We start from the raw sequence: 12,953 nt of genomic DNA on the forward strand, positions 1-12,953 counted from the left end.
TCTTGACCTCGATCCAGTCCTTCGACCGGCCGGCGCTGTAGCGCCGGTCACGTCGTTTCGAGACCAGGCCCTCGAGGCCCATGCGGCAGGCCGCGCCGAATAGCTCCGGCCCGATCGCGCCTGGCTCGAACGGTGCGATGAACATGCCGTCTGGCCGGCCGCGCAATAGCCGCGCCAGATTGGCCGTGCGCATCGTCAGCGGCAGCTGCCGCAGGTCCTCGCCGCCGAGCGCGAGCGCGTCGAAGGCGTAGAGCTGCACCTCAGTATCATGCTTGCGGGAGTGCAGGGCATTGAAGTCGGAAACCCCGTCGACGCCGAGTACGACGGCCTCGCCGTCGATGACGAAGTGCTGCTCGCGGTTCTTCAGTGCGGCCTCGACGATCCAGGGGAAACGTCCGGTCCAGTCGTGGCCGTTACGCGTCCAGAGCCGCACGGTCTTGCCGTYGCGCTCGACGCGCAGKCGGTAGCCGTCATACTTGATTTCGTGAATCCAGTCGGGCCCGGAAGGCACGGCTTTGGCRGCAGTGGGSAGGCAGAACTCGAACGCGCGGTGCATGCGAACGAGWTAGTCACGCGGCTGCGAATATGCGAATCTCGCTCCCGTTTCAGCATCGGATTTCATCAGTGAGGCACCGATGACACTTGCATTTGCCGTACCTTGGAGTTGCGCTCTGCTGTTCCCTAGCGCTTTTTGGTGAGATGGTGAAAGCATGTCGGCCGCCCAAGCTAACGTGACCATTCGTCTGAAGCGACAGAAGGTGCGGCGAACGTCTCATGCGAGATGGGCGAGATGGGGGCTATGAAGTCTCTGTGCAGGCAAGTTGGTCTTCGGGCGCCATCGAACAGCACGGTGATGCCCGTGGTCCGGCGGCCCACTTCGACGACGACGCCACTCCGATTAGCCAGCCCTGAACAGCGAGCGGCGCCAAGCTCGCTCATTCTGAAACGCATACCGACAGCAATTATGTCGTTCTTCCGGTAAACATTACCAACAACTGGCAGGTAAAAATTCACAATCGGAAAAATCAAAAAACGCAAAAGATGGCAAAAATTCGATCAGATCGATGAGCCTAAGTTTGCGGCCTTCCTGGCATCACGGGGCACCCAGCAGCGGTAGCGCGAGCTGCACGTCGAAGCGGGAGGTGGCATTGGCGGCGATAAAGTCCTGCAGCGCTGACGGGATATCGACGTCGTTATCGGTTGCCCGCTGCGCCAGCGCGTCAGCGACATCGGGGGTGGCGTCCCGTGACCAGCCTTCGCCCGGATTGAAGCACACAATCCGGACCGGATAGGCGGACAGGAGATGCCTGAGGATGGTCTCTATGTCGGTATCGGTTTCGTCGGTCTCGCCAGGCGCAGCCGGCGCGGACGCCGAAGTCCTCGAGGACCAGATAGATGTCGCGGTCGAGGCGGTCGGCGGGCACGATCGAGGGCGAGCAACGCACACGCAAACTCCAACACGATGGTGGCGGAGAGACGGCCCCGGCTTCAGGCGGCTTCCGGCGGTAGGCCGAGGCTGCTCCGCCAGCTCGGACAGCGAGCCGGCGAGAATTCAAATACCGCGCGCTCGCGTGGTTCCTGATAGGAGTGTCACCCCGTTAATTTCCCGGCGGTGGCAGCACCTCCGGTGAGGCCTGCCACTTCGGTCGGCGCTGAGTCGCTGCCCGCAGTGGGTGCGATCGGCGTCTTGAACGCGGTGGACCAGGCAATCAGCGCCTCCGCGCGCCGCTCTGTTCCTCGTTCTTGGCCATGCCGTTGCGCGCGGTTGCTTTGATTTAGCTCAATGACCCTGCTTGGTCCCGGCCGCTCGCTGGGCCATGAACCAATCCGACAAGCCGGATTCAGCTAAGCCGCCACCTCCTCGACCGACCCGCTTGGATGAGGTGCGGCAGGCCGTGGAAGAATACGCTGCTGACCTCAGGGAGATCATCAGGAAGCTCCGGCGGAGGCTGTCGCATTGAGGCCGCCTCGCTCGACCACCAAGGAGCAGGGCTTCCATCGCTGCGCGCCACTCGGGCGCGTTATGCTCTTTCTTCGGCAGCCCAGCAATGTACTCGCCGGCCTCGCGCAGCGTGGCCAGGCTGCGACCGTCGACCCTGATCGGCTCCTCGATGGGCCGCCGCCAACCCGACTTCATCAGGTCCGCTTCACGCTGTCCGCGATTGCGCGTTCAACTTCTGAGGCGAGAACCGTCAGGTGATCAGCCAGCCTCGTAAAAAGCTCTCGTTTCTTCGGGTCGGTCGCCARGTCACGGATGAGGGCGCACTCGGCGGCATCYGTGCGGAGCTTKTCCAACTGAGCCTRCATGTCTTTCATTGCGATCAGTTCTGTTCCTGAGCGGGAACCATACCCCTTGTGTACGAAAGCAGACAGATAGACTGCCAGTTTTTCCTAAGCTAGGGATGCTTAGCGCTCCAACCGCCAAGCAAACCTCCAACGGTCCCAGCATAGGGGTATGCTGGGACCGTTTTTATTGGGCCTCAGCCTTGATCAGCCGCACGAAGGTCCCGCTCTCGTGCAGCTCGAGCCAACCTTTCTCGACCGCATATCCGATGCCGGCGCCGAATTCCGCGCCCGTCGCCCGGCAGCCGTTCTTGGAGAGGAACGGCGCGTTGATCTTCTCGATGTGAATGCGCCCATTGACAGGCTCGACGCCGGCGGCGAGCTCGAGGAGCTTGCGTGCGGCAACTTGCGGATCTGCGAAGGGGCAGGCCTCGACGTGCTTCATGCACTGGCGCCGGCGAGCCTGTCGCGCTCGATGCGGCCCAGCTCCCTGGCCTTGGCCTCGGCCTCGCTGCGGGTCAGCAGATCCGGTCGAAGCCGTCGGCCCGGCAGGTCATCCCAATAGAAATAGACGCTTGGCCGGCCATCGGCGAAGCGGACTTCATAGCTGCCGGTGCCGGGAACGGCTTCGTGGCGTTTGATCGAGATGGGAGCAGTCATGCCAAGCGTTTTGGGGTACTGGCCGGAATTAGGTACTGGCCGAGGGCGACCTTAATGCCTTCGACGTTCGACTTCGAATGTGAATTTGAGGTGGAGTACCGGACCGCTGTCGTCCCGGACCTCAATCGACAGCTGATGGCTACCGCCCCCTAGRCTGCGGACGGAATCTCGGGCCATATCGGCCAGCGAGCGAGCCGCCTCTTCTTGCACCTTCGCTAAGGTTGAGAGTTCCAGACCTTCCTCATCCGGGAAAATCTCGTCACCCTCTCTGAGGTCAACAGTTATGTGCGCGCCGACTTCGTCTTGTCGCGCTTTTCGTAAACTTCTCGCTCGGTCCCCGGTGGGAGTGTCTTGGCTAGTTCACGTAGGCTTTTCGCTTCTTCGGCAAGTCGCTCCCCGAGAGGGGAAGATTGCTTAAATCTCCGGCGCGATCCCATGGCCTTTCTCCATGAAGATGAACCAGCGATTCAACTGCAAATGCTCGGAACCCGTTCCGAGCAAATTGAGGCGGCGTGCTCCCGGGAGAATACGGTGTCCGGTAACCGATACATTCGCGTTCGCAACTTGTTCGATGAGACTAATTTACAAACGCTTCGGCCAAGTGTGGAGCAGAGTGTATATCAGCCTTTTGCTGGCTCGATAACAGGCTGAATAATCGACGGAGTTTTTGGGCGTTTGGCGCTCCCCAGCGGAGCCGATTGTCCGGCGCTAGTTCTGATCCGGCGGAGCAGGAGTTCGTTCATGGCCGCCTCGCATGGGGGTAACCTTTAACTGCAAGCCCATGGCCGTGAGCACCCCGAGGACGGTAGAAAAATTAGGAAGCTGTTCGTTGCCGAAAGCACGATAGATGCTCGTACGCTGCACTCCGGTTTTTTTGGAGATTTCTGAGACGTTGAAATCTCTGAGTGCCTGCCCGATCGCCCTGCAAATTGTGTGAGCTTCAGCCGATGCGAATGCTTGGTTTRGCTCATCGGCGAGCTGCGAAGGGATGACCGGCTTGTGAGTCTTTGTCACGCGGGGTTTCCCAAAAAGCAGAAGGCCGGCTCAAAGAGCCGGCCCTTGTTAATGCGATGAGTTACTCAGTACCTGGCGATCGCGGGGCCGCCCCAACGGTAGTTCACGCGGACGAGAGCCATATCGACGTCCTGGCGGACGCGTTCGGTCTGAACGAACGCGCCGGCGAAGTTGAAGTCGACGTTACGATCGCCAAGGAAGATGTGATTGTATTCGACCCCCACCGACCAGTTCGGGGCGAAGCCAAATTCGACACCCGCGCCGACCGTTCCGCCCCAGCGAGTGTCGCGGGCCGAACCGAAGACAGTGCCTGCACCCACGAATCCCGGCGCGATGAGGAGGTCGTATTTGTCGTCCACTACGGCGGCGCCACCCTTCACGTAGAACAAAACGTTATTCCAGGCATAGCCGATCTGGCCGGTAATCAGGCCGAACGCATCGATCCGCGTACGGTTCTGCTGACCTGGAGCAGTCGGGCTGATGTTGTTTCCGCTGAAGTCGGCCCAGTTGCCCTGGCCTTCCACGCCAAACACCCAATTGGCTGACTGCCAGCGGTAGCCGACCTGACCACCGACCGTGCCGCCCGATGCGTCATGGCAGCCGTCGTCGACCAGCGTGCCGGTGACCGGTGTCACGAAGTCCCAGCAGTTGCGGCTCGTACCCCAGCCGCCGTTGATGCCGATGTAGAAGCCGCTCCAGTCGTAGATGGCGGCGACCATCGGCGGCGGGGCCTTGGTGTAGGGACGCGCAGCGAGATCCGCCGCGCTTGCGGGAGCCGCCAGTGCCAGAGCCAAAGTTCCGGCCGCAGCCGCAAAAAGCTTTTTCATGCGAGTATCTCCCCAGACTAACGAGTTCAATTATCGGCGTGTTCGCCCGCTTGCCCGCAAAGAGTAAGTCGCTCGCCTTGAAATTGCTGTAGCCGCCATACAACACCTGCTGCCAAAGATGAGAGGAAATTCCCAATATATGTTAAGTAGTTGGATGGAACTGAATGCCGCTGGGTGCCGGCGTTGGGCGCTCCAGACGCGGATAGTAAGTCCTAGTGAGTTCTGGCCGCCCCCGGGGACCGGCCAATGGTTTACAATCGAGATAAAAACTCCTGCGAGTACAATTAGACCCCGCTCGCTAGTTTCCTAATTTTACCTTGGAGGAACAAAACACCTGCTTCCGCCTGGGAGATTAGGGGTCGGAGGTTCAAATCCTTCCGACCAATACTTAGCCGGATTTCAGGGCATTCGGATTCCGGCCAGGGTAACGGGGAGGGTACCCACCACATTAGGTTTGATGTGAGCACCCGCTCGTTTTGCGTTGCCCAAAGATATCGGGCCGGATCACTCGGAAAAGCTCGTCCGGATATGTCAGTCAGCCGAAGGTCCTGAGTGTCGCCGAGCAGCGCTCCGCAATGCTGCGCCTTGAATCGCGAAGCAGAGAACTCCAACAGTTGGAGGTCGATAGCAGCGGATCACGAACCAAATGACGGAGCCATTTCACCTCACGGCATTAGGTCCTTCCGGATGAGGTGAAGGAGCGTCCGGTCGGGATCCAATGCACGGTTTCGGTAGCGATAACCGAGGACGCCATAGATCAGCGCCGCGAGGAGTACAAACACTCCAAGGGAAAAGTCGGCTTCGAGACCCGTCTTACTTTCCTTTCGATGACTTTACGCAGCACGTCGTTTTCTGGTCTTGGCCGCCTTTTTGGCGGACCTCGAACGCTCCGATGCCGGCCGCTTGGCGGACGCCGCGCCGCCCAATCGGCCGCCTTTGCGGGACGGCGAATGGTCTTCCTCAGTGCCGCGACCCGAACCGCTCTTCTTTCCGCCGTGGGTCTCCTTGTTCACGGTCGCCCAGGCGCGCCGTTCGGCCTCCTTCTCCGGAACGCCGCGGTGTTCATAGCCTTCTTCGATGTGCTCGGCCTGGCTCTTCTGCTTGTCGGTGTAACTGGACTTGTCGCCACGAGGCATGACACTCCTCCCATCTATTGAAAATATTCGGCTTAAGACTGGGAAGACCTGTCGGTTCCAATCGCTGGACGTCACTTTGGCGCGCGAACAACGCGATCTGGTGCGGGAGTATCGCGACGATTTTTGGCGCCGAACGCCCTGCGGCGCGGAAAAATCGCCCAGCTTTCGTACTCAGTTTTGGGACAGACATTCCGGGCATGTGTCACCGATCGATCCGAGCACGGCGCCGATTTCGGCAGCCGCTTGCTCCGGCGACAATCCAAGTGGCGGATCTAGTCTGGCGATGTCCAAGGCGCGTTCGCGGGCATGAGGGTCCGCTCGGTCTTGCATCCACCCGTGCTCCTCACACTCGCGGATGGCGCCAGCTTCCAACAATATCGACCGCGCCCAGCCTTCGATGGTGCGGTAGGCTGGGCGTCGCTTGCGGAACATCAAGATCGCTAACTCCCTGGACTCGGAGGGAATCGTTATCCAAGGCCCGTCGTTCCGGCGCTTAGCACAGGGGAGGGATTCGCAAATGCGGGCAGTCGGCTTTGCCCACCTCTTCCCGCGGGGCGCTGTGGATATTGCTAGACTGCAACGCATGCCTGATTTTAGACGGGCCACAGGCCCGTGCATCGGCCGCCCATGAGGATCGAGATCAGTTTTCATGATCCCGCTTTTGCTGAATTGTCTGACAGTCTTTTTCATCATCGCAGGCGTGGTGCTGCTTTGGATGAATCTGCGAGCATCACGGCGAAACAGAATCAACCTCACACCGGAGAAGCCTGGTGAGCAGACTAAGCCTGACCAGTTCCAGAATTAACCCGCAGCACGGACATCAATCTTAGTATGAGGCCGTGATTGCGGCGGCACATTGGAGCGTTAGGTTTGGGCACCGGACATCGCCCCGTCCGGGTCCACCCTGGCGAGCCTTCGCGCCGTCATACTCGGCGCGTCGGCTTCGTTCGCTGGCCACGCGCGAGTATCATTTTGAAGAGGCCGTCGAAACACGAGACGCTCGATCTCGGCGAGATGCGGCGGCAGATCACGGCCCTGCGATCCCGGCACTCGGAAAATCTACGCATCACCTATCTGTTGAACAGGCTGCTGATCAAGATTGCATATTGAACCGGAGAGCGCAGCTCACGCGGAGCAACTGCGCGCAGCGTTCGCCAATACAATTGCGGATATCGAGAAACGCGTCACGAACAACGTCCGCAAGCCGTCCGGTAAGACTAACAAGTAGATCACATTGCGCAAGGCGATCGCCGGGTTGAGGCTTACCTGTAGCCGCGGAGGTGCCCATGTATCGCGTAAACGCCGCCTTCGCGGCTAGGGGCTGCCGCCGTCGCAGGCGGCGGCCCCGCCCATGAGAGGCCTAGGACGCGGACTCATTAAGGCGCAGCCATAGCCTGATTGACGCGAGTTGAACGAAGGCAAGGTAGTTGGCGGCAAGCCTGTCGTACCGCGTCGCCACCCGACGACATTGTTTGATTCTGTTGAAGAACCGCTCCACCCGGTTGCGAGCGCGGTAGAGATACGGGCCGAAGCAGATCGGATCGCTGCGATTGTTCTTCGGCGGGATATTGGCCCACGCACCCTTCTTCATGGCAAGCTCTCTGATCCAGTCGGCGTCATAGCCCCGGTCGGCAAGCAGCATTGACTCGGATTTCAGACGAGACAGCAACTTTCCGGCAAGACGGATGTCGTGGGCCTCACCGGGGCTTAGCGCCAACCGTACCGGCAGACCTTTGCTATCGACCACCGCATGAATTTTGCTCGTCAAACCGCCGCGCGACCTTCCCATAGATTGGCGGTGGTTCCTTGTGATGCAGGCTCCATGCTGATGCACGCGGACAATGGAGGTGTCGATCATCTGGACAGCGGCATCATGGGCAGCGGCAAGTGCGTCTATGATGCGCCCCCAGACACCGGCACGCCGCCAGCGGACGAATCGGTTGTAGCAAGTGGTGTACGGACCGAACGCCTCGGGCAGATCACGCCAAGGTGCTCCTGATCGCAAGATCCAGAAGATGCCATTGAGGACACCACGGTCGTTGACCCGAGGAACGCCACGCGGCTTGTTTGGCAGCATCGGCCTTATGACGGTCCATTCATAGTCGGCGAGTTCGTAGCGCATGATTCGATCCCCAGGGGGTTGGGATTTGAATCACGGGCGGACGACCAAGCGCAACGTTCCCCCAGGGCCTGCGCCAGTTCGGCGCTCGCGGACATGAGCGGATATCAACCTGCGCCGCGCCTCCTGGTGAGTCCAAGCGGACCTTGCGGCACTTAGGCCAGAACGGCTTCTACGACGCTCACCGGTGATTGTGTTGCCACGACGCGACTGAGGCGGAAACCAGCCCTGTCCAGTAGACTGGCGTACTCGGTTTCCGTGCGCTCCTGCCCACCGATCAATGCCAGCATCACCATATCCAGTATCTTCCCTGGATGTGGAGCGTCACCGGGAGGCAGGACCATCTCGACAATCAGCAGTCGTCCATCCGGCTTCATGGCTTTGCGACAATGACCTAGAATTGTCAGGCACTGGTCATCGTTCCAATCGTGCAAGATATGCGACAAGATGTAAGCGTCGCCGCCCGAAGGCACTGACAGGAAAAAATCTCCAGCCTCGACGGTCACACGACCCGTAACACCGTTCGCTTTGAGCGACTTTTCAGCATCGACCACAACGTGCGGCCGATCGAACAACAGGCCTCGAGACTCTGGATATCGCCCAAGTATAGCGGCGAGCATATTGCCAGATGCCCCTCCAACATCGACGACGGTCTGGAACATAGAAAAGTCGTAGGCGGCCGCGACCGCTGGAGGTTCTCCTCCATGAAGTCCAACCATGGCTTCACTAAACACTGAAGCGTCATCGGGATGTTGAGCAAGATAGTCGAAGAACGGCATCCCCTGTGCTTTTTCGAAGCCTGTACGGCCTGTTTGCAAGGAATGAAGTAGATTGGCGAAGCCACTTGCGACCCAACTACTTCCCGTCATGAGCAAGGTCGATCTAGCCGAGCCCGGAGCGTCCGACCTTAATGCCTCACCGAGCTTCGTCAGCGAAAATCGCAGTCGTTCACCTTCAGTGAGAAGCCCCAGACTAGCCATCGTCCTCATCAATCTGTGCAAGGACGGGGCGTGCAGAGCTGATGGGCCGGCCAGCTCCACTGCACTCTTCGGTCCATCAGCAAGTTTATCAGCCAACCCAAGCTTCGCCGCGATGTGCACGACGTTAGCGACCGCGCCGCCTGTCCCCATCTGTATCAGCTGAGCATGCGGTGGAGGGCACGGAGCAGCCGCCTGAATCGATTCCGACATAACCTGTTCCAAGTTCGAACGTCTCTTCCGGGGGGTATTTTCAGTCAGACGAGAGTGCCAAGGCATGGGCAGGCACGCCTGACCTACGGCTTACTTTTTCCTTACCGACGGCTTATTCTTGGGGTCGCGACCGGTGCTGGTGCCTCGACGATCGGAGGCCACCTGGGGGAACGGCAGCTTGCGCTATTTGTTCGAGAATTACGCATTCGACACGGACCGCCGCGAGTTGCATCGCGGCGCGGAAGTCGTCGCCATCGCGCCAAAGGTATTCGACCTGCTCGATTATCTGATCCGCAACCGGGAGCGCGTCGTCAGCAAGGACGACCTCATCAATGCCGTTTGGAACGGGCGCAGCGTGTCCGACGAAGCGCTGACAACTCGCCTCAATGCCGCGCGGAACGCGATCGGCGATTCCGGCCAGGAACAGCGCCTGATCAAGACACTGCCGCGAAAGGGCTTCCGTTTCGTCGGACCGATCCTGCAAGCGCAAGGACCCACCGGCGCGCCGATCGCCGACGATCGTGCGATGGAACACCCGAGATCCGTCCTTGCGCCTCCCGACAAACCTTCCATCGCGGTGCTTCCCTTCCAGAATCTAAGCGACGATCCGGAGCAGGAATATTTCGCCGACGGCATGGTCGAGGATATCATCACCGGTCTGTCGCGATCGAAATTGCTGTTCGTCATCTCGCGAAATTCGAGTTTCACCTACAAGGGCGAAGCCGTCGACATCAAGCGGATCAGTCGTGAGCTTGGTGTTCGCTACGTACTGGAAGGCAGCGTGCGCAAGGCCGGAAAACGGATTCGTGTGACCGGGCAATTGATCGATGCGTCCACGGACGCGCACATCTGGGCGGACAGGTTCGATGGCGAGCTCGAAGACATCTTCGATTTGCAGGACCGCCTGACGAGCGGCGTGATAGGCGCGATGTCTCCGCAGCTTGAGCGGGCCGAGATAGAGCGCGCACGGCGCAAACCGACTGAAAGCCTCCAGGCCTATGACTATTATCTGCGCTCCAAGTTCAGCATCTACCAGTGGACGCGGGAGGGCAGCGGTGAAGCTCTCAGGATGACTAAACTCGCCATTTCGCTGGATCCTGCATTTGCCGTCGCCTACGCCTCTGGAGCAAACATTTTCGGTCAGAAGAAAGGGTTCGGATGGATCGAGGACGCGGCAAAGGAGCGGGCTGAAAGCCGACAACTGGTCGAACGAGCGGTACAGCTCGACCAGGACGATCCTCTGGTGCTTGCGCACGCAGCACATGTCTATTCCTACATGCTCGCAGAGCCGGAGACCGGTTCGGCTCTTGCCGCAAGGGCTATTGCACTCGATCCCAATCTGGCCATGGCGCGCCTTTGGGCAGGCTGGGCGCAGGTTTTTCTCGGGAATCACGATGCAGCGATCGAGCAATTCTCGGCAGCAATTCGCTTGAGTCCGGTCGATCCCCACCTGTTCATTCCGCAAACCGGGATGGCCTTCGCTCATTTCTTTGCCGGGCGGTATGAGGAAGCTCTGTCCCGCGCCACGAGCGCCATCCAGCGCCAGCCGAATTTTCCGGGCGCGCAGCGAATACTGATGTCGAGCCTGGCGATGGCCGGGCGCATCGCCGAAGCCCGTCGCGCGTGCGACGCCGTCCTGCAAACCGACCCCGCTTTGCGCATTTCCGGCATCAAAAGCTCGCCATTTCGTCGGCTCGAAGATGTCGAGAAATTGGGCCAAGCCTGGCGAACAGCTGGCGTGCCCGAATGACTGCCTTTGACACATATTGCGCTGCGCACGAACTTGGTCGCTATAGCGGCAAAGCCGACGCAGGCAGCTCCGCGTCACGCCGTCGGGTTTATAGGTACACGGCCTAGCCAGCCCCGGATTACCTATTTTTCCCAATTCTCAAGGTTTCGGCAAGCACCTATGTGAATCGTCTAACGTCTAATTGACTCTCATTGCCATGTCGATTTTGGCCCTTCGCGGACCTGAAGCGCGGATCCGGTGATGTCCGCTCACAGTGGCAGAGCAGACCATCCAGGACGGACCTGCCGACTTCCAAGTTTGACCCAAAGCTGACCTCGCTCAAAAGCTGTATGCCATTGACATAGCACGCTGCGTGGCTCAATGTTACTCGCCGTAGCATTCGCGGTGAGGAGCAGTTGGCCCTCTCCAGCGATTTCGAGGTCGGATGGGCCAGGTATGCGAAGGCGCGATTTTATCACTCTTGCCAGCGGCGCAGCGGTAGCTTGGAACAATGAGCAATGAGAAGTCCTTTAAAGTCCGATACCAGCGCCGGGAAAGCACTCTCGCGACGCTCTGTGCTGACCGGACTTGCGGCAACCTGCGTTGCGGCGTCGGCGAAATGGAGTTGGGCTGCCGAAATCGGTGGAGGTCCGTCCTTTTTCGCCGATGGCCCGGACGCCGAACTTTACGGCGCGGCCGAGAACTACCCGATCAAGGACCGGTGGAGGATCTTCCAGCCCGGCAATCCGGCCTCGCCAAAATACCGCGTCGGCGCATTCAGTCATTACGATGAGATATTCCCGACACGCCACGTCGATCGCGCGGCCACATCCTGGCCATTCAAGCGAACGCCGGCGGATGTCAGCTATCAGTACAAGGGAAGCCGCGCTTCGCTTGCGGATTATCTGTCGCGCAATCCGGTGACGGGCCTGTTGATCGCTAAGGACGACCGGATTCTGGTTGAGTGCTATCAGTACGGCCGCACCGATCGAGACCGGCTGATATCGCAGTCGATGGCAAAATCGATCACTGGCATGCTGATAGGGATCGCGACCGCGGAAGGCGCGATCAAGTCGATCGACGATGCTGCGGAGACCTATGTTCCCGGCTTGAAAGGCACGGAATACGGTGCAACGCCGATCCGCGCGCTGCTGCACATGTCGTCTGGCGTGAAGTTCGGTGAAGAGAACGATGAAGCGAAAGGCAGCGGAGACGACCTCGATCGCCTGTGGGGCGACATGGTGCGCAAACACTGGTTTTCCCAAAAAGGCACCGTTGCCAGCATCGCGCAATTCAACCAACGGATCGCGCCGCCGGGGACGCGATTCCATTACGCCAGTATCGAGACGGACGTGCTTGGTCTCGTGCTGCATTACGCGACCGGTCAATCAATGTGCGGCTATCTCCAGGAAAAAGTTTGGCAGCCGATCGGCACGGAAGCGGATGCCAAATGGCTGATTGATGCGGAAGGCCGTGAGGTAGCGCACGGGTTCTTCAATGCGGTACTGCGCGACTACGCCCGGCTCGCCCGTCTGCTGGCCCACGACGGAGCGTGGGAAGGCAAACAGATAATACCTGCACAGTGGATGATTGATGCGACCACGGTGCTTGCCTCCGAGACGTATCTGGCAAAAGCCGAGGGAGGGTTCGGGTACGGCTATCAGGTCTACCTGTTTCCCGGCAGCAGACGGCAATTCGCGCTCTTGGGGCACCTCGGGCAGCGCATCCTCGTTGATCCGCCCTCAAAGCTGGTCATGGTGCAGACCGCCGTCGATGAAAAGTCCCCCGAAATCTGGCGTCTGTGGTCGGCCGTGGTCGCGCAGTTCGGGTGACGCCACCTTTTCTCCCAGGGGAAGAGAGCGCCACTCCGCCCTCGACGTCGGAATAGAAAAGCTGAATGAGCTGCGAGGTCTGCTTCTGGCCCGAAGGCCTCTCTGCTTCGGCGCTCCTGATTGTCCGCTCGCTGGGTGCCAGCGGACCAAGGAAAGAATGGCG

General features: G+C 59.8%; 14 protein-coding genes and 2 pseudogenes. 4 read left to right on the forward strand and 12 right to left on the reverse strand.

What is annotated here, in order from left to right; translation table 11 throughout:
* The 9 genes and pseudogenes from AC1D00_RS12090 to AC1D00_RS12130 form a co-directional block, all read right to left on the reverse strand.
* Positions 1 to 556 (reverse strand): ATP-dependent DNA ligase (locus AC1D00_RS12090; RefSeq protein WP_477010827.1); only part of this gene is annotated, 556 nt, incomplete at its 3' end.
* 537 nt (positions 557 to 1,093) lie between these two features.
* A pseudogene (locus tag AC1D00_RS12095) lies at positions 1,094 to 1,445 on the reverse strand (hypothetical protein).
* Positions 1,446 to 2,470: 1,025 nt separating this feature from the next.
* Positions 2,471 to 2,728 (reverse strand): hypothetical protein, encoded by a 258-nt coding sequence (locus tag AC1D00_RS12100; protein ID WP_477010828.1) that lies wholly within the window; start codon positions 2,726 to 2,728, stop codon positions 2,471 to 2,473.
* Entirely contained in the window at positions 2,725 to 2,943 is a 219-nt protein-coding gene (locus AC1D00_RS12105; protein WP_477010829.1) for a hypothetical protein, read from the reverse strand. Before AC1D00_RS12105 ends, AC1D00_RS12100 begins: the two co-directional genes overlap by 4 nt.
* A gap of 51 nt (positions 2,944 to 2,994) precedes the next feature.
* Positions 2,995 to 3,228, reverse strand: coding sequence for a DUF6894 family protein (locus AC1D00_RS12110; protein WP_477010837.1), 234 nt, complete (start codon positions 3,226 to 3,228; stop codon positions 2,995 to 2,997).
* A gap of 423 nt (positions 3,229 to 3,651) precedes the next feature.
* A complete protein-coding gene (locus tag AC1D00_RS12115; protein WP_477010830.1) occupies positions 3,652 to 3,957 on the reverse strand; it encodes an addiction module antidote protein in 306 nt (101 codons plus the stop codon).
* A gap of 65 nt (positions 3,958 to 4,022) precedes the next feature.
* Positions 4,023 to 4,784: an outer membrane protein gene (locus tag AC1D00_RS12120; protein ID WP_477010831.1), complete on the reverse strand. Its 762-nt coding sequence runs from the start codon at positions 4,782 to 4,784 to the stop codon at positions 4,023 to 4,025.
* A gap of 833 nt (positions 4,785 to 5,617) precedes the next feature.
* Positions 5,618 to 5,920 (reverse strand): plasmid stabilization protein, encoded by a 303-nt coding sequence (locus tag AC1D00_RS12125; RefSeq protein WP_477010832.1) that lies wholly within the window; start codon positions 5,918 to 5,920, stop codon positions 5,618 to 5,620.
* A gap of 171 nt (positions 5,921 to 6,091) precedes the next feature.
* Entirely contained in the window at positions 6,092 to 6,358 is a 267-nt protein-coding gene (locus AC1D00_RS12130; RefSeq protein ID WP_477010838.1) for a hypothetical protein, read from the reverse strand.
* A 189-nt stretch (positions 6,359 to 6,547) separates the two neighbouring features.
* On the opposite strand from AC1D00_RS12130, the gene AC1D00_RS12135 reads away from it, so the two are divergent.
* Both AC1D00_RS12135 and AC1D00_RS12140 read left to right on the forward strand, forming a co-directional pair.
* The gene (locus tag AC1D00_RS12135; RefSeq protein ID WP_477010840.1) at positions 6,548 to 6,694 is read left to right on the forward strand and encodes a hypothetical protein; all 147 of its coding nucleotides are present in this window, start codon (positions 6,548 to 6,550) and stop codon (positions 6,692 to 6,694) included.
* Positions 6,695 to 6,892: 198 nt separating this feature from the next.
* Positions 6,893 to 7,030 carry a hypothetical protein gene (locus AC1D00_RS12140; protein WP_477010833.1) on the forward strand — a complete coding sequence of 46 codons (138 nt, stop codon included), beginning with the start codon at positions 6,893 to 6,895 and terminating at the stop codon, positions 7,028 to 7,030.
* Positions 7,031 to 7,280: 250 nt separating this feature from the next.
* Here the strand turns inward: AC1D00_RS12140 and AC1D00_RS12145 are convergent, their stop codons facing one another.
* From AC1D00_RS12145 to AC1D00_RS12155, 3 genes and pseudogenes are all read right to left on the reverse strand, one after another.
* A complete protein-coding gene (locus tag AC1D00_RS12145; RefSeq protein WP_477010834.1) occupies positions 7,281 to 8,042 on the reverse strand; it encodes an IS5 family transposase in 762 nt (253 codons plus the stop codon).
* Positions 8,043 to 8,194: 152 nt separating this feature from the next.
* Positions 8,195 to 8,908 (reverse strand): methyltransferase, encoded by a 714-nt coding sequence (locus AC1D00_RS12150; protein WP_477010839.1) that lies wholly within the window; start codon positions 8,906 to 8,908, stop codon positions 8,195 to 8,197.
* 51 nt (positions 8,909 to 8,959) lie between these two features.
* A pseudogene (locus AC1D00_RS12155) lies at positions 8,960 to 9,295 on the reverse strand (methyltransferase family protein); the annotation flags it as partial.
* A gap of 112 nt (positions 9,296 to 9,407) precedes the next feature.
* Between AC1D00_RS12155 and AC1D00_RS12160 the strand changes: the two are divergent.
* Both AC1D00_RS12160 and AC1D00_RS12165 read left to right on the forward strand, forming a co-directional pair.
* Positions 9,408 to 10,979 carry a winged helix-turn-helix domain-containing protein gene (locus AC1D00_RS12160; protein ID WP_477010835.1) on the forward strand — a complete coding sequence of 524 codons (1,572 nt, stop codon included), beginning with the start codon at positions 9,408 to 9,410 and terminating at the stop codon, positions 10,977 to 10,979.
* A 554-nt stretch (positions 10,980 to 11,533) separates the two neighbouring features.
* Complete coding sequence (locus AC1D00_RS12165; protein WP_477010836.1) at positions 11,534 to 12,790, forward strand: serine hydrolase domain-containing protein; 1,257 nt, start codon at positions 11,534 to 11,536, stop codon at positions 12,788 to 12,790.
* Positions 12,791 to 12,953: the final 163 nt, after the last annotated feature.

Source organism: Bradyrhizobium sp. P2_E8, assembly GCF_056403875.1.

Coding starts and splice junctions, on each gene's coding strand:
- AC1D00_RS12100 (WP_477010828.1), bottom strand. CDS start 2,728: ATGAAGCACGTCGAGGCCTGCCCCTTCGCAGATCCGCAAGTTGCCGCA.
- AC1D00_RS12105 (WP_477010829.1), bottom strand. CDS start 2,943: ATGACTGCTCCCATCTCGATCAAACGCCACGAAGCCGTTCCCGGCACC.
- AC1D00_RS12120 (WP_477010831.1), bottom strand. CDS start 4,784: ATGAAAAAGCTTTTTGCGGCTGCGGCCGGAACTTTGGCTCTGGCACTG.
- AC1D00_RS12125 (WP_477010832.1), bottom strand. CDS start 5,920: ATGCCTCGTGGCGACAAGTCCAGTTACACCGACAAGCAGAAGAGCCAG.
- AC1D00_RS12135 (WP_477010840.1), top strand. CDS start 6,548: ATGAGGATCGAGATCAGTTTTCATGATCCCGCTTTTGCTGAATTGTCT.
- AC1D00_RS12145 (WP_477010834.1), bottom strand. CDS start 8,042: ATGCGCTACGAACTCGCCGACTATGAATGGACCGTCATAAGGCCGATG.
- AC1D00_RS12150 (WP_477010839.1), bottom strand. CDS start 8,908: ATGACGGGAAGTAGTTGGGTCGCAAGTGGCTTCGCCAATCTACTTCAT.